Here is a 16,904-nt window from a genome sequence, read left to right as displayed (position 1 = left end):
TTACTTACCATAGAGAGATATAACTTCTATGTAAAAAAGTGATTTGCCATGCGAGTGCCCCATATTTATCAATCATCACCGATTGCTCTCAACACCCCTTTAAATCTTGACGATGACGCTGCAGGCCATGTAGGTCGTGTGCTACGAATGAAAGTGGGCGAGCAGGTTTCTATTTTTAATGGTGAAGGGGGTGAATTTCTCAGTGAAATTATTGAAGTGAGCAAAAAAACCGTGGTTGTTATGCCCCTTGAATTTAATCCTCATGACGTTGAATCGCCATTAAAGATTCATTTAGGCCAGTGTGTATCTCGTGGTGATAAAATGGATTTTACCATTCAAAAGTCGGTTGAATTAGGGATCACTGAAATAACGCCTATTTTTAGTCAGCGCTGCGGCGTAAAACTCAGTGGCGACCGCCTAGAAAAAAAACACCAGCAATGGCAAAAAATAGCCATTGCTGCTGCAGAGCAATCTGGGCGCAACTTTGTACCAACCATTAATCCTCCCGTAGATTTAAAACACTGGCTTGAACAGCACACAGCTGCCATTAAATTAACCTTACACCCGCGCGCCGAGCACAGCATTAAAACCATTACTGTTCCTGATGGTGGCGTGCGATTTTTAGTGGGCCCTGAAGGGGGATTTACCGATGATGAAATGGCGCAAACTAAACAACAAGAATTTGTAGATATTCGCTTAGGTCCGCGAGTACTTCGCACAGAAACAGCAGCGTTAACCGTTTTAAGTGCACTGCAATTACAATTTGGCGATTTAGCTAATTGAAATAACTAAAAGCACCCACATATCATGATTACAGTTGTAAAAAACACATAAATTAAGGCACAGCGCATGGCAATTAAGTTAGGTATTATTTCAGATCCTATTAGTGGATTTAATATTAAAAAAGACACCGGTTTTGCAATGATGATGCAAGCACAAACCCGTGGCTACGAAATTTACTACATGGAAATGGATGATTTATCGCTGCGTCAAGGCAATGCCTACGCCACTGCAGCCAAAGCTCAAGTTTTTGATAACGCTCAAAAGTGGTACCAACTTGAAGAAAAAGAAACCATAGCACTGGCTGATTTAGACGTTATTTTAATGCGTAAAGATCCGCCTTTTGATACTGAATATATTTACGCAACGTATATTTTAGAGCGTGCAGAGCAAGCAGGTACATTAGTGATTAATAAACCACAAAGCTTGCGCGACGCCAATGAAAAACTCTTTACAGCTTGGTTTAGTGAACACACGCCAGATACATTAGTAACACGCAGCCAAAAACAAATCCGTGAGTTTTTAGCCCAGCATAAAGATATTATTTTAAAACCGCTTGATGGCATGGGTGGCGCCTCTATTTTTAGAGTAAAAGCCGATGATGCTAATATAGGCGTAATATGCGAAACCTTAACCGAGCATGGTAGCCGCTTTGCCATGGCGCAAAATTATATCCCAGAGATCACTCAAGGCGATAAGCGCGTATTGGTTGTTGATGGTGAAGTGATTCCTTATTGCTTAGCGCGTATTCCACAAAATGGCGAAACACGCGGTAATTTAGCCGCAGGCGGTCGTGGTGAAGCACGCCCAATTAGCGAATCAGATCTTAAGATTGCAAAGGCGGTCGCCCCTACTTTGAAAGAAAAAGGCTTAATATTTGTAGGTTTAGATATTATTGGTGATAAGTTAACTGAGATTAACGTAACAGCGCCAACCTGCGTAAAAGAAATTGAAGCCGCTTACGATATTTCAATTACTGGCATTTTATTTGACGCCATAGAGAAAAAGCTTAATAAATAAATTATCACTGAATCAGTTCAAAGATATAAAGCGATGACGCTTATCGTGTCATCGCTGAAAACTCGAATAAATTTTTAGTGTTAAAACATGGGACTATGCCATACTCAAGATTCAATAACTAAAAGGGTAAAACTTATGCAGTCATTAGAAAATCACTTTTTAATCGCAATGCCATCAATGCAAGACCCTTTTTTTAAACGTGCCGTCACTTATATTTGTGAACACAACGAAGAAGGCGCTATGGGATTGGTGATCAATCAGCCGATTGATGTCACCGTAGGTGAGTTACTCGACAAAATTGATATTGATAACGATAAATCTCAACATGCCGCGCAAGTGACTGTGTTTGCTGGCGGGCCGGTAAAAACAGACCGTGGTTTTGTACTACATTCACCAAAACCTGGGTACTCGGCAAGCCAAAAGTTGAGCAGTGATATTATGATCACCACCTCAAAAGATGTGTTAGCCACGTTAACCACTGCCCAAGCACCCGAGCAATTTATTATTACTTTAGGCTACTCCGGTTGGGAACAAGGCCAATTAGAGCAAGAGCTATTAGACAATAGCTGGCTGATCATTAAAGCCGATCCTAAAATAATTTTTGATACTCCAGTAGAAAAACGCTGGGAAATGGCAGTCTCTATGCTTGGTTTTGATATTGGCCAATTAAGCCCCGAAGCTGGACATGCCTAATAACATAAAAGATAAACATGACTAAAAAAATAGTAAAACCACAAGGTGAGCGCACCGTTATGGGATTTGACTTTGGTACCAAGAGTATTGGTATTGCTATTGGTCAAGAGCTCACAGGCAGCGCCACCAGCTTAAAAGCGGTGAAAGCCCAAGATGGCATTCCTAATTGGGATGACATTGCTGTGCAAGTAAAAGAATGGCAACCCGATTTAATGGTTGTCGGGTTACCGCTAAACATGGATGGCACCTCGCAAGAGGTTACCTTTAAAGCTAAAAAGTTTGCTAATCGTTTGCACAACCATTACGGTATTGCGGTTCATACCCAAGATGAGCGCTTAACGACTGCAGATGCAAAGGCACGGTTGTTTGAACGTGGTGGCTATAAAAATTTAGGTAAAGGTAACGTAGATAATATGTCTGCGGTGATCATTCTAGAGAGTTTTTTTGAAGCCAGTTATGGTGAGTAAAGTACTTAAACACACATAAAAAAAGCGCCTAAGGCGCTTTTTTTATGTGTGTTTAAGACTAAGTCATATTGCCTTTGTCATCAAGGCCATCAATGGTCACACCTTGTAAGAAGCCTGCGCCTTGTTGCTCGTTATTACGTAGTTTAATCATCAAGCGTAAGTCATTTGGCGAATCCGCATGATGCAGCGCATCGGCATAATTAATACGTTGCTGTCTGTAAAGCTCAAACAGCGCTTGGTCAAAGGTTTGCATGCCCATCTCTGTTGATTTAGCCATGGTTTCTTTAATGCCACCAATATTACCGTTTTTAATTAGCTCACTGACCATTGGCGTATTAAGTAATACCTCAATGGCAGCAACACGCCCTTCCCCATCAGAGGTAGGAATAAGTTGCTGAGCAATGATAGCGCGTAAATTTAATGCTAAGTCATATTTAAGCTTATCGTGCTTTTCTTTTGGTACTAAGTGCATAATGCGGTCAATGGCTTGGTTAGCATTGTTAGCATGCAAGGTGGCAACACATAAATGACCCGTTTCTGCAAAGCTCAACGCATATTCCATGGTTTCTTGCGAACGAATTTCACCAATTAAAATAACATCAGGCGCTTGGCGCAAAGAGCTTTTAAGTGCCGATTCAAAGCTTTCAGTATCTAAACCCACTTCACGTTGAGTAATAATACTTTTTTGATGTTCATGCACAAATTCAATCGGATCTTCTATGGTTAAAATATGCCCACGTTGATTGCGATTTCTATAACCAATAAGTGCCGCCAAAGACGTTGATTTACCGGTTCCCGTACCACCTACAAATAACACAAGTCCGCGCTTTGACATAATCACATCGGTCAATGCAGAAGGTAATCCAAGCTCTTTAACGTCGGGAATCTTAGTGACGATTCGGCGAATAACCATGCCCGCTCTGTCGCGTTGCCAAAAAGCCGAAATACGAAAGCGCCCTTCGCTAGTTGCAATCGCAAAGTTACATTCTTTAGTGTTATGAAACTCTGCTTTTTGTTTTTCACTCATCGCTGATTCAACTAACTCTAGCGCTTGCTCATCTGTTAATTTATCGTCATTAAGAGGAGTTAGCTCGCCGTTAATTTTAGCGCTAATAGGAAGTTGGCTCGATACAAATAAATCAGAGCCTTTTTTGTCGATCATTATTTGTAAAAAGTGATTTAAAGATAAAGTCATAATAATTCCTTAAGCGCTAAACTGCGTCTTATCTTGCGCTTTTGTATACGCCGCTGAGTGAGTGATAATGCCACGGTTAACTAAGCTTGTTAAACATTGATCCATGGTTTGCATGCCTTGCGACGCACCTGTTTGAATTGATGAATACATTTGTGCAATTTTATCTTCACGGATTAAGTTACGAATAGCAGGCGTTGCCAACATGATTTCGTGTGCAGCCACTCGCCCTCCCCCTACTTTTTTTATCAGTGTTTGCGAAATAACTGCACGTAATGACTCAGAGAGCATAGAGCGGATCATATCTTTTTCTTCGCCAGGGAATACATCAATAATACGGTCAATGGTTTTAGGTGCAGAGGTCGTATGCAAAGTACCAAACACCAAGTGACCAGTTTCCGCAGCGGTCATAGCAAGGCGAATAGTTTCTAAATCTCGTAACTCACCCACTAAAATAACATCTGGGTCTTCACGGAGTGCGCTGCGTAGTGCGTTAGAAAAGCTATGTGTATCACGATGAACTTCCCGCTGATTAATTAAGCTGAGTTTATTATCGTGAACAAATTCGATAGGATCTTCGATGGTCAGCACATGATGATGCTTGGTCTGATTAATGTAATCGACCATCGCCGCAAGCGTGGTCGACTTACCAGAACCGGTAGGGCCCGTGACTAACACTAGGCCTCGTGGGTTATCTGAAATTTGTTTAAATATTTCAGGTGCGCCTAAATCTTCAAGAGTGAGTACGTCACTCGGGATAGTACGAAACACAGCAGCAGGGCCACGATTAGAGTTAAAGGCATTTACACGAAAACGTGCTAAATTAGGGACTTCAAAAGAAAAATCCACTTCGAGATTTTGTTCATAGTCCTTACGCTGGTTATCGTTCATAATGTCATAAACCAGACTGCTGACTTCTTTATCTCCAAGTGCTGGTATATTAATACGTCGCACATCGCCATCAACACGTATCATAGGTGATACCCCTGATGATAAGTGCAAATCTGATGCTTTATGTTGCACACTAAATGCCAATAATTCGGTGATATCCATTTATGACTCCACAACTAACTGATAAATATATGGTTACAATAGCAGAACGACTCACATCCGCCTACGCTAGAATTGCAGAGGCAGCGCACAAAGCACAACGTAATAGTAACGATATTACGTTACTTGCAGTATCTAAAACCAAACCCGCTACTGATATTATGGCAGCTTATGAGCAAGGGCAACGTCAATTTGGTGAATCTTATGTTCAAGAGGCTGTAGATAAAATAGCGCAACTAGACACATTTAGCGATATTGTTTGGCATTTCATTGGCCCTATTCAGTCAAATAAAAGTGCTTTAGTCGCTGCCAATTTTGCTTGGGTGCAAAGTGTAGACAGACTTAAAATAGCCAAGCGATTAAACAGTCAACGCCCTGAGACAATGCCGCCACTGAATGTACTTATTCAAGTGAATATTAGCGAAGAAGAAGCAAAGTCTGGTTGTCACCCCAATGAAATCACTGAGCTGGCGCAATATATAGATCAATGTGCCCATTTACAGTTGCGCGGACTGATGGCTATTCCCGCTAAAAGCGACGATGCAAACACGCAAATTCAATATTTTGAGCAATTACAAACTTGCTTTGATAAACTACAGACCCAATATCCTCATATAGATACGTTGTCGATGGGGATGAGTAACGATGTAGAAGCTGCCATAGCGGCAGGTTCAACCATGGTGAGGATCGGCACAGATATTTTTGGAACACGAACTTAAAAGGTGATAACAGACATATGTCAGATAAAAAAATCGCATTTATAGGCACAGGTAATATGAGCTACGCCATCATTGGTGGCATGGTAAAAAACGGCTTTAACGCAAATAATATTATTGCGACTAACCGCAACCAAGAAAAACTAGCTAAGGTAGCTGCCGATTTCAAAGTGCAAACCACCAGTGACAATAACGAAGCTATGCGCGATGCCGATGTCATTGTTTTGTCTGTTAAACCACAAATGATGGGCGATTTATGCCAATCATTTCAAGATTCAGGTGTCGACTTTAGCGATAAATTATTTATCTCAGTCGCGGCAGGCTTAACCGTTAAGCGCTTACGTGAAATGCTTGGTCAAGATGTAAAAATGGTACGTTGTATGCCAAATACGCCATCATTACTTGGTCGTGGTGTATCTGGCTTATATGGTGCAGGCGAAACCCAAAGCGAGCATGAGTTTGTACAGCAAGTATTTGAATGTACAGGCATTGTTGTATGGGTTGAAAAAGAGTCGCAAATAAACGACGTGATTGCTGTTACCGGCTCTTCACCGGCTTACTTTTTCTTATTTATGGAAGCCATTGAAGAAAAAGCCAAAGCGCTTGGGTTTAGTGATGAAGACGCACGCCGCTTAGTGCAGCAAACCGCCCTTGGCGCAGCTGAAATGGCACTTAGCCAAACTGATATTAGCATTTCACAATTACGTTCAAATGTGACATCAAAAGGCGGTACCACGCATGCAGCCGTTGAGCATTTAAAAGCACAAGGTTTAACTAAAACCGTAGGCGATGCAATGGATGCGTGTATTGCGCGTGCAGTGCAAATGGAACAAGAACTTTAAAACCATTTTTTATTGAAGGTTATACTATGAATGCCATGCAATTTTTAATTAGCACCTTGTTTGATCTATTTTTAATGGTGGTACTACTGCGTTTTTGGCTACAGTGGGCAAAAGCCGACTTTTACAACCCAATGAGCCAATTTGTGGTCAAAGCCACTTCGTTTGCAGTTAACCCGCTGCGAAAAATCATTCCAGGGCTAGGCGGGCTTGATTTAGCCTCTTTGTTGCTGGCATTTATAGTGGCTGCGGCAAAAATAAGTACCCTAATGTGGCTGATTTATAGCTCTTGGGCTATTCAGCCTGTGCTTATACAGGCGCTAATAACTGTTTTAAAAGAAGGTTTAAATTTAGTCTTTTGGGTATTAATCATCCGCGCTATTTTAAGCTGGGTAAGCCAAGGCTATAACCCAATTGAAGCGGTATTCCATCAGCTTACTGAGCCAATGTTAAAGCCCATCCGTAAAATTTTACCGCCATTAGGGGGATTAGATTTATCGGTACTGGTACTAATCATCGGCATTCAGTTTTTACAAATGCTGCTAATGGACCTTTTAGCTTAAGCATAACGTAATATAAAAGAGGCCTAGTGCCTCTTTTTTACATACTCAGGAGTTAACCATGCAACGTTTAATAAAGTTTTGTTTTATTGCTTGTCTCGCTTTAGCATTTAATGCGCACAGCGCACAAGAACAAGGCGCTCAATATAAAGAACTAGGCCCTTGGCAAGTTCATTATATAGCCTTTCCATCAACGTTTATTCAGCCACAAATAGCCAAAACATATGGCTTGGAACGCAGTGGCTACAAAGGTATTGTTAATATTTCCATCTTAAAAAATGATACTGATAAAACAGCGCAAAAAGCGACATTACAAGGCACCGCTAGAAATTTATTAGGCAATAAACAAAGCCTCAACTTTAAAGAAGTCGTTGAAGGCGATTCTGTTTATTACCTAGCACAAGTAGATTACACCAACGAAGAAATTTTACGTTTTGAAATTGAAATCCAACAAGGTAACCAGTTCCAAACATTAAAGTTTCAGCAAAAATTTTACGTAGATTAAATATGACCAACACCTTAGTACTTGCAACCGGCAATCCCGGCAAAGTAAATGAGCTGGCTAACATGCTCAGCTCGCTTAATATTAATGTAGTACCACAAAGCGACTTTAACGTGAGCGAAGTGGCCGAAACAGGCACCACGTTTGTAGAAAACGCGATAATTAAGGCGCGTCATGCAGCTAAAATAACTGGATTACCGGCTATTGCTGATGATTCGGGATTAGAAGTTGATAGCTTAAATGGCGCACCCGGCGTTTACTCTGCCCGCTTTGCAGGTAAAGGCGCAAGTGATCAAGATAATATCGATAAATTACTGGCTGATTTAGGCGATAACCCTAACCGCCGTGCTCGTTTTTGGTGTGTGTTGGTACTGATGCGTCACGCCGACGACCCTACCCCACTTATTTGCAGTGCTAGCTGGGAGGGCGAAATTACCCTTAGCCAACACGGTGAAGGTGGCTTTGGCTACGATCCTATCTTTTTTGTGCCATCAGAAAATTGCACCAGTGCAGAGCTGACAAAAGCGCAAAAAAATGCACTGAGTCATCGTGGGCAAGCACTTAAAATGTTACTGCAAGAGCTACAACACAAAGGCGACCTGTGAACCTTCCTCCACTAAGTTTATATGTGCATGTGCCATGGTGCGTGCAAAAATGCCCTTACTGCGACTTTAACAGCCACGGACAAAAAGGTGACATCCCTGAAGCTGAGTATGTACAGCATTTAATCGACGATTTAAAAGCTGATTTACACTTAGTACAAGGGCGTAAAATTCACAGTATTTTTATAGGTGGCGGCACACCAAGCCTATTAACCGGCGCGGCATACACCCGTTTACTCAAGGAAGTAGATAGCCTAATTGGCTTAAGCGATAACTGTGAAATAACCCTTGAAGCAAATCCCGGCACAGTAGAAACTGGCCGTTTTAAAGATTATGTAAAAGCAGGCATTAACCGTATCTCTATCGGCGTGCAAAGCATGCAGGACGATAAGTTAAAAGCCCTAGGTCGAATTCATGGTGCCGATGAAGCCAGTTATGCTGCACAGCAAGCCAGTGAAGCAGGGTTAAATAGCTTTAACCTTGACTTAATGCATGGCTTACCAGGGCAGTCTTTTGATGATGCACTGAGTGATTTAAAACAAATTATTGCGCTCAATCCACCGCATATTTCTTGGTATCAGCTCACCATTGAGCCCAATACGCAATTTGCTTCAAAACCGCCGACTTTGCCACAAGATGAAACCTTATGGGATATTCAAGAGCAAGGCCAAGCATTATTAGCACAAGCTGGCTATCAGCAATATGAAATATCAGGGTATGCAAAACCTGGCTATCAATGCCAACATAACTTGAATTATTGGCGGTTTGGCGATTATCTTGGCATTGGCTGCGGCGCTCATGGTAAGGTTACTGATGCGAAAACGGGGGTGATAACACGCACTGAAAAGGTAAAACACCCTCGGGGCTATATGGATATTATTAAACCCTACTTGTACAAAAGCTGGCAAGTAGAGCAAGACGACTTAGCGTTTGAATTTTTTATGAATCGCTTTCGTTTAATAGAGCCATGCCCTATAAATGATTTTAATGCGCTGACGCAGCAACCACTGCAAAGCCAACAGCATGCACTAGATAAAGCCATTAATGCCGGTTTACTAACAAAAACAGACAGCCACTGGCACGTTACACTCCAAGGGCAACGTTTTTTAAATGATCTACTTGCGTTATTTGTTTAGTGACAATAATAGGTTTCTAACAACAAAAGGGAAACGAATGCGTAAACTTACTCTAATTGCTGCCACCATTAGTGTGGCACTGCTTGCAGGTTGCCAACAAGCAACACAACAATCAACGCCTGCACCTGCGGTTCAAGCTCAACCTGTTCAAAGTGAAATTGACAAAGCGAATGCTTTTTTTGAAGACACTTTTAATCGTGATGTAATGAGCAGCCCGGTTTATCAAACCTACATGGGCATCAAAAAAGATTACGATAAATGGGATGACAACAGCGAAGAAAAAGCCCTTAAAGACTTGGCACAAGCTAAAGCCGATTTGGTCACACTCAACAGCATTAATCGTGCGCAATTAGATACAGCAACCCAAGTAAGTTATGATTTAAAAAAACAAGATTTAGAAGCCAGCATTGCTGATTTCAAATGGCGTTACCATAACTACCCAGTAAACCAAATGTTTGGTACGCACTCTATGGTGCCGGCTTTTTTAATCAACCAGCATCAAATTAGCAACGTAAAAGAAGCCAACGATTACATTGCTCGTTTAAATGGGGTACCGGGTGTATTTGATCAGCTTATTACTGGCTTAGAAATTCGCGCCGATAAAAACATCATCGCGCCTAAATTTGTATTCCCACACGTCATTGATTCAAGCAAAAACATCATTAAAGGTGCGCCGTTTGAACAAGGTGAAGATTCTACGCTTTTAGCTGACTTTAAACGCAAAGTTAATGCCTTAGAAATAGACCAAGCTGAAAAAGATGCACTTATTAGTAAAGCGACTGAAGCATTAAAAACAGCGGTTAAACCTGCTTACTCTAAGTTAATTAACTACATTGCACAGTTAGAAAAACGTGCTGATGACCGTGACGGTGCTTGGAAATTCCCTGATGGCGAAGCGTTTTACAATAACGCACTGAAACGCACCACCACGACAGACCTTACAGCAAAAGAGATTCATGCCATTGGCCTTGCTGAAGTATCACGTATTCATGATGAAATGCGTGCCATTAAAGATAAAGTCGGCTTTGAGGGCGACTTAAACGCCTTTATGCAGTTTATGAAAACCGACAAGCAATTTTATTTAGCTAACACTGAAGCTGGTAAAGCACAGTACCTAAGTGAAGCTAAAGGTTTAATTGATAACATGAAAACACGCTTAGATGAGCTGTTTATTGTAAAACCAAAAGCCGACATGATTGTAAAACGTGTTGAAGCATTCCGTGAAAAAGCGGCAGGTAAAGCGTTTTATCAACAACCTGCGCCAGATGGTTCTCGCCCAGGTATTTACTACGCCAACCTATACGACATGGAAGCAATGCCTACTTACCAAATGGAAGCCTTGGCTTATCATGAGGGGATTCCGGGTCACCATATGCAAATTGCCATTTCACAAGAACTTGAAGGTGTACCTAAGTTCCGTAAATTTGGTGGTTACACAGCCTACATTGAAGGCTGGGGGTTATACTCAGAATTACTACCAAAAGAAATGGGCCTTTACGAAGACCCGTATTCAGATTTTGGTCGCTTAGCCATGGAATTATGGCGTGCATGTCGTTTAGTGGTTGATACCGGTATTCACGCAATGAAGTGGACTCGTCAAGAAGGTATTGATTACTACGTTAACAACACCCCTAACGCCACTTCTGACGGTGTGAAAATGGTTGAGCGTCATATTGTAATGCCATCTCAAGCAACGGCTTACAAAGTAGGTATGCTGAAAATTTTAGAACTACGTGAAGATGCTAAAATGCAACTTGGCGATAAGTTTGATATCCGCCAGTTCCACGATGTAGTGCTTAAAAATGGCCCTGTACCATTAAACGTACTAGAAAACTTCGTTAATGAGTGGATTGCCAGCAAACAAGCTTAATTTTTAAGTATTTACTTAAAGGAATAAAAGGTCGCAATTGCGGCCTTTTGTTTTATAAAGCAAAAAATTAAGCTAGGATAAAGTTGGAATTCAAGGAGAACAGAATGGATCTAAGCATACAGCTACTCAATGCGCGTATTAAACAACAGCAGTTTGATGAGCTAGATAACGACTTTAAAAAGCTCACTGAGGCACAGCAAGTAATACAGCTTAATTACCTGTTTGAAAGTGCGCTACGCATGAGTATTAAATACGATTTTATGCAAAACATCGCCGTGCGTATTTTAACCACTAATACGCCACCAGCGCCGTTTATTGAAAAACTAACCAGTTTAGACGCGCTGAGTTTTTTTACGCCTGCACTTAAATTAAATAAGGGATTTATTAATACAGACGACTCTGGCAATAACGCCCTGCATAATGTATTTAAGCAAGCAATGCCCACACAACTGCCTTTTAACTATGTTCGCTCGTTAATGTTATTTGAATCTAACGAAGAGTTACTATATGCATTAGCACATACAAATAAGCAAGGGCTCACTCCGGTTGCCAGTTACATCGCCTATGCACATAAGCCAAACATTCCGGTAAAACATGAATTTTCGGCCTTGCTCGCATTAATGGAAATAGAGCAAAAACAAAATCCTGCAGCAAAATTACAAATACTTGAGGCATTAAAAATAATCCCCCAAGCGAGATAACCTTGCTACTGAGCGCCGCTTATTTACAGCGCTCTACTGAACAAGTGGCGGCTCTAATCTGATAAGTAATATTCTACGCTGGTAACAACACGTACGTTTTTAATTTGCGGCGTGTTTGAATCCCGATCGCTAATGCTAAACTGCCCTTGGCGAGCGGTTTTAATTTTACCTAAGCGTGAATTTGAATCTTTAGCAAACTTATCTGCCACTTCACGAGCTTTTTCTGTGGCTTCTTGCACCATGGCTGGTTTTATATCGTTAAGCCCAGTAAAAATATACTCAATACGGGTTTGATAGTTGTCTTGCACAATAGCTATATTTTGTTTAGCTAGCTGACTCACTTTGCTCAGTGCGTTTTTAACTTTATCAGGAGCATTGGAGTAAACAATAATATTTGAGCTAATAACATACCTAAACTTTTGATTATCATTCGCGTATTCACGGGCTTGCTTATCTATAATAGATTGAGTGCCTTTCGATATTTCTTGATCGTCAAAGCCGTGTAACTTTAAAAAGGCAATCACCGCATCGTTTTTTTGCTCAACTCGCTCAACAAGCTTTTCAAGATTGTTGTCGGCATCGTTAAACTGCAAAGGCCAAATAACGGTATCAGCCACAACTTCACGTTCAGCTAACCCTTTTACCTGCACCGTGCGCTCCATCCCTTTAATATCAAGCGCAGCCCCTTTTATAATAAAACCCAATGCAATTAGGCCAATGCTTAAACACGCTGCTGCCATAACAACGGTTACATTCGATATTTTATTCACTTCACTCTCCTTGACTAGGGTCTGTTGACCTTTGCGGATTAAAATTTGTTCAAACTAGGGGCGGTTTAATCACGGCGCGAGGTTTGTAACCTAGTGGGCTAAGTCAAAACCGAGCAACAAAGAGTAAATCGCCCCTAGACAGAACCCGAAGGGCAGCGCCTGTTTGGCATTGATGCTGCGTTATCGCCTATTTATGGGGAATAACCACACCACATAGGCTCTGCCTTGCCTAAATACCAAACAGACTGCTGCAAATTTAACCTTGAAAGGTCAACAGACCCTAATATCAATAATAAGCACGTTCACGCTCGAAAAAACACTATAAACAGGTTACATTGAGAAGGTATAGATAGCAAAACTTAATCAGCCAAGGAAACGCAATGAGTCTAAAACGTATTAGCCAGTTTTTTAATCCAAGCTCAGTCGCTGTTATTGGGGCATCAAACACCCCTACTCGGGCTGGTAATGTGGTAATGCGTAATTTATTACAAGGCGGGTTTAAAGGGCCCATCATGCCTGTTACACCCAATCATACTGCAGTGCATGGCGTATTGGCTTACCCAAGTATTGAAGCCCTTCCCAAAGTACCTGATTTAGCCGTTATCTGTACCAATAAAAACACCTTAATGAAAATTATTGAACAGCTAGGTACGCTGGGGTGCCATAGCGCTATTATTATTGCTGATGGTCTAACAAGTACTCAAAAACAAGAACTTAAAGATAACGCTGCAAAGCATAAAGTGACGCTGCTTGGCTCAAATTGCTTAGGGTTACTTATTCCGCACATAGGTTTAAACGCGAGTTTTTCGCACACTGTTGCCACGCCAGGTAAACTGGCTTTTGTGTCGCAATCAGCGGCTGTTTGCTCAACGATTCTTGATTGGGCTAAAAATAAAGAAATTGGCTTTTCATACTTTGTATCAATGGGAGATTGTTTAGATATTGAGTTTGACGAAATACTCGACTTTTTAGGCCGCGACGCTAAAACCAAAGCTATCCTACTTTACATAGATAACATTAATGATATTCGCAGCTTTATTTCTGCCGCGCGTGCGGCGGCATTTTCTAAACCCGTTATTGCCATTAAAACGGGCAGAACCACTGCAGGCGCTCTCGCTGCTGAAATACACACCGGCGGAAAACAAAGCTCAGATGCAGTATATGATGCCATGTTTCAACGCGCAGGGATGTTAAGAGTAAATGATTTGCGTGAGCTCTTTGCCGCCACTCAAACCTTAGCAATGCACCCCAAATTATTGCAAGTAGAGCAGCTAACTATATTAACTAATGGCGGCGGCCCTGGAGTGATGGCCGTTGATGAACTTATTCAAAGCTCAGGTAAACTTGCTCAGCTTAGTGATGAAACGCGCGAAGCACTCAATAAAGTGATCCCACATTCAGACACAACATCCAACCCTGTCGATATATTTGGCGATTCTGCGCCAGTGCGTTACAAACACGCATTAGAAATACTGCTTAATGCTAAAGAAGTTAAAAACTTACTGATCATTCATACTCCATCGGCATTGGCCCCGAGTGAAAATTATGCTCAGGTTATTGTTGAGGCTCTGAACAAATTACCGAAAATGGCACGCCCGTATGTGATCACTAATTTCATGGGAGAAGATGCCGCCTTTGCAGCCAGACGCATCTGCGCGAATAATGCCATTCCGACCTATCGTACCCCAGAAGGTGCAGTAGGTGCCTTTATGCACTTAGTAAGCTATCGTCGTAACCAAAAACATTTAACCCAAACACCAGAATCAAACACCGATGATGCGACTATTAATAAAGCAGCAGCGAAAGCAGCTATTAAAGAGTTTTTAAATGATGAGCAACATTACTTATCAACCCATCAAGCGAGTCAAATTTTAAGTAGCTACGGTATAGACTGTATCCAAACTGAAGTAGCCTACACCCCTACTGAGGCAAAAGAGCAAGCAATAGAGCTAGGTTTTCCGGTCGCATTAAAATTGATGAGCCCCAGTATTCCCTCTAAGTCTGAAGTCGGTGGCGTAGTACTCAACCTCAATGATGCACAAGAGGTCGAGCAAACGGCATTTGCTATGCTGTTAAGAATAAAAAACACCTACCCTGATGCTGTTATTGATGGCTTTTCGTTACAAAAAATGGCGCCTAGAGCAGGTGCCAATGAGCTGCGCATAGCCATTAAAACAGAGCCTAATTTTGGGCCAGTTATTTTATTAGGTGAAGCTGGCACAGGGCTTGAGTACGCTCAAGCGGCGGTGGCCTTGCCACCACTGAATATGAACCTAGCTAAATATTTAATTGCCGCCGCCCATGATAAGGGAGTTCTTAAAGATCGCATTCTGCCAGAAAAAGTAGATAAATATCGTTTATGTGCGCTACTGACCCGAATTTCTCAACTCGTTGTCGATCAACCCGATATCACCTCATTAGAGCTGAATCCTATTTTAGCCAGTAATGGGCAGTTTTTAGTCCTTGATGCCACCATGAACCTAAATCAGTATCAGGTTCAGGCGCACCGAAAACGTTTATCAATCCGCCCTTATCCTATTGAGCTGGTTGAAACGGTGACCCTAAAAAATAAGACCTTAGCAACGCTCAGACCAATCAAACCAGAAGATGAGCAGGCACATCAAGAGTTTGACCGCTCCTTAAGCAAAGAAGATAGATACAAGCGCTTTTTTGGTGAATTGCCACAATTTAACCATGATCAACTCGCTAAAATGACGCAAATTGATTACGACCGCGAGATGGCATTTATTGTTACCCAAACACAAGACGAGCAACAGCACACATTAGGGGTTTCGCGAGTGATTATGGATCCCGATAACTTACAAGCAGAGTTTGCCATTGTGGTACGTTCTGATTGCCAAGGACTTGGGTTAGGACGTATTTTAATGAACGCGGCTATTTCTCACTGCAGACGCCAAGGCGTGAAAACGGTTGAAGGTATCACCCTGCCAGAAAATACCGGCATGATTGAGTTGGCTCGTAAACTCGGGTTTAAAATAAGTCGTGATTTTGAAGAAGGCAGTATCAATATGCTGCTCACATTGTAATAGGTACTATGCGTAAACTAAGACAAACCATCAACCAAGTATTTGAAGCGTCAGGTAAGTATCAGCGAGCGGGACACATTTTAGATGTCATACTGATCAGCATAATTATGATTAATGTGGTGGCGATTGTGCTTGAGTCGGTGCACAGCATCGCAACCGAGTACTATAGCGAGTTTTTAATCTTGGAGCTGGTATCAGTGGCTATATTTAGTGCTGAATATCTAATACGTGCTTGGACCTGTGTCGATCGCGTAAAGTACGCCTCCATGAATTGCTCAAACACACAAAAACGGATTCGATATATTTTATCACCTCTGGCAATTATCGATTTAATTGCCATTTTGCCTAGTTTATTAATGTTTTTCTTTGCTATCGATTTACGTTTTTTACGGGTACTGCGGTTGTTGCGGGTATTTAAGCTCACTCGTTATTCTCGAGCAATGCAATTGTTATTGCAGGCGTTTATTGATGAGTCGAGTTCATTACTGGCGGCATTTTTTATTATGTCTGTGTTACTTATTTTAGCCTCTTGCGGTATTTATTTATTAGAGCACGACATTCAACCAGACAAGTTCGGCTCTATTCCTGCAGCCATGTGGTGGGCAATGGCAACCCTAACTACGGTTGGTTATGGCGATGTTGTGCCTATAACGCCTATTGGTAAACTATTTGGTGGCGTAATCACTTTGGTGAGTATGGGGATGGTTGCCATACCAACCGGTTTATTAGCGTCGAGTTTCTCAGAGCAAATACGCAAACGTCGCCAGCTATTTGAAGATGCCACCCACGAGAAAATAACCGATGGTAAGCTCACTGATGAGCAGATGCATCACCTTGAGGAGTTACGCTACAAACTAGGGCTAAGTAAACTAGAGGCCAATAAAGCAATAAAAGCGGAGCTAAATAAACGCAGCTCACACTTATTTTGCCGTCACTGTGGTAAGCGTCCTTAATAAAAT

General features: G+C 41.7%; 16 protein-coding genes and 1 pseudogene. 14 read left to right on the top strand and 3 right to left on the bottom strand.

Features of this window, described 5'->3' with window-relative positions:
- Positions 1-48 precede the first annotated feature (48 nt).
- The 4 genes from rsmE to ruvX all read left to right on the top strand — a co-directional run bounded on the left by rsmE (position 49) and on the right by ruvX (position 2,960).
- Entirely contained in the window at positions 49-783 is a 735-nt protein-coding gene (rsmE, locus tag ND6B_RS18045; protein ID WP_033102542.1) for a 16S rRNA (uracil(1498)-N(3))-methyltransferase, read from the top strand.
- A 66-nt stretch (positions 784-849) separates the two neighbouring features.
- Positions 850-1,800 (top strand): glutathione synthase, encoded by a 951-nt coding sequence (gene gshB / locus ND6B_RS18050; RefSeq protein ID WP_013465847.1) that lies wholly within the window; start codon positions 850-852, stop codon positions 1,798-1,800.
- Between the two features lie 135 nt (positions 1,801-1,935).
- Entirely contained in the window at positions 1,936-2,493 is a 558-nt protein-coding gene (locus ND6B_RS18055) for a YqgE/AlgH family protein (RefSeq protein WP_013465848.1), read from the top strand.
- Between the two features lie 17 nt (positions 2,494-2,510).
- On the top strand, positions 2,511-2,960 hold the full coding sequence (gene ruvX / locus ND6B_RS18060; protein ID WP_033102541.1) for a Holliday junction resolvase RuvX: 450 nt from the start codon (positions 2,511-2,513) through the stop codon (positions 2,958-2,960).
- A gap of 58 nt (positions 2,961-3,018) precedes the next feature.
- On the opposite strand, the gene ND6B_RS18065 is transcribed toward ruvX, so the two are convergent.
- Positions 3,019-4,155: a PilT/PilU family type 4a pilus ATPase gene (locus tag ND6B_RS18065; protein ID WP_013465850.1), complete on the bottom strand. Its 1,137-nt coding sequence runs from the start codon at positions 4,153-4,155 to the stop codon at positions 3,019-3,021.
- Between the two features lie 9 nt (positions 4,156-4,164).
- The gene (locus ND6B_RS18070; protein WP_013465851.1) at positions 4,165-5,205 is read right to left on the bottom strand and encodes a type IV pilus twitching motility protein PilT; all 1,041 of its coding nucleotides are present in this window, start codon (positions 5,203-5,205) and stop codon (positions 4,165-4,167) included.
- Positions 5,206-5,207: 2 nt separating this feature from the next.
- Here ND6B_RS18070 and ND6B_RS18075 point away from each other — a divergent pair, with 2 nt between their 5' ends.
- The 8 genes and pseudogenes from ND6B_RS18075 (at position 5,208) to ND6B_RS19525 (ending at position 12,190) form a co-directional block, all read left to right on the top strand.
- Positions 5,208-5,921 (top strand): YggS family pyridoxal phosphate-dependent enzyme, encoded by a 714-nt coding sequence (locus ND6B_RS18075; RefSeq protein ID WP_024600821.1) that lies wholly within the window; start codon positions 5,208-5,210, stop codon positions 5,919-5,921.
- A gap of 17 nt (positions 5,922-5,938) precedes the next feature.
- A complete protein-coding gene (gene proC, locus ND6B_RS18080; RefSeq protein WP_024600822.1) occupies positions 5,939-6,760 on the top strand; it encodes a pyrroline-5-carboxylate reductase in 822 nt (273 codons plus the stop codon).
- A 26-nt stretch (positions 6,761-6,786) separates the two neighbouring features.
- Entirely contained in the window at positions 6,787-7,320 is a 534-nt protein-coding gene (locus tag ND6B_RS18085; protein ID WP_008113334.1) for a YggT family protein, read from the top strand.
- Between the two features lie 58 nt (positions 7,321-7,378).
- Positions 7,379-7,822, top strand: coding sequence for a DUF4426 domain-containing protein (locus tag ND6B_RS18090; protein WP_013465854.1), 444 nt, complete (start codon positions 7,379-7,381; stop codon positions 7,820-7,822).
- A 2-nt stretch (positions 7,823-7,824) separates the two neighbouring features.
- On the top strand, positions 7,825-8,424 hold the full coding sequence (locus ND6B_RS18095) for an XTP/dITP diphosphatase (RefSeq protein ID WP_033102540.1): 600 nt from the start codon (positions 7,825-7,827) through the stop codon (positions 8,422-8,424).
- Positions 8,421-9,557 carry a radical SAM family heme chaperone HemW gene (gene hemW, locus ND6B_RS18100; RefSeq protein ID WP_033102539.1) on the top strand — a complete coding sequence of 379 codons (1,137 nt, stop codon included), beginning with the start codon at positions 8,421-8,423 and terminating at the stop codon, positions 9,555-9,557. Before ND6B_RS18095 ends, hemW begins: the two co-directional genes overlap by 4 nt.
- A gap of 37 nt (positions 9,558-9,594) precedes the next feature.
- Positions 9,595-11,427, top strand: coding sequence for a DUF885 domain-containing protein (locus tag ND6B_RS18105; protein ID WP_033102538.1), 1,833 nt, complete (start codon positions 9,595-9,597; stop codon positions 11,425-11,427).
- 104 nt (positions 11,428-11,531) lie between these two features.
- Positions 11,532-12,190: pseudogene (locus ND6B_RS19525) on the top strand (hypothetical protein).
- On the opposite strand, the gene ND6B_RS18115 reads toward ND6B_RS19525, so the two are convergent.
- The gene (locus tag ND6B_RS18115) at positions 12,182-12,898 is read right to left on the bottom strand and encodes an SIMPL domain-containing protein (protein WP_033102537.1); all 717 of its coding nucleotides are present in this window, start codon (positions 12,896-12,898) and stop codon (positions 12,182-12,184) included. The pseudogene ND6B_RS19525 and the gene ND6B_RS18115 overlap by 9 nt on opposite strands.
- 380 nt (positions 12,899-13,278) lie before the next feature.
- Between ND6B_RS18115 and ND6B_RS18120 the strand changes: the two genes are divergently transcribed.
- A complete protein-coding gene (locus ND6B_RS18120; protein WP_033102536.1) occupies positions 13,279-15,945 on the top strand; it encodes a bifunctional acetate--CoA ligase family protein/GNAT family N-acetyltransferase in 2,667 nt (888 codons plus the stop codon).
- Between the two features lie 8 nt (positions 15,946-15,953).
- Positions 15,954-16,898, top strand: coding sequence for an ion transporter (locus ND6B_RS18125; RefSeq protein ID WP_013465861.1), 945 nt, complete (start codon positions 15,954-15,956; stop codon positions 16,896-16,898).
- The last annotated feature ends 6 nt before the right edge of the window (positions 16,899-16,904 follow it).

It is taken from the genome of Pseudoalteromonas sp. ND6B (assembly GCF_000764215.1).
In the GTDB taxonomy this organism is placed as follows: Bacteria; Pseudomonadota; Gammaproteobacteria; order Enterobacterales; family Alteromonadaceae; genus Pseudoalteromonas; species Pseudoalteromonas tetraodonis.
This window is presented reverse-complemented; position numbering and strand designations above follow the sequence as displayed.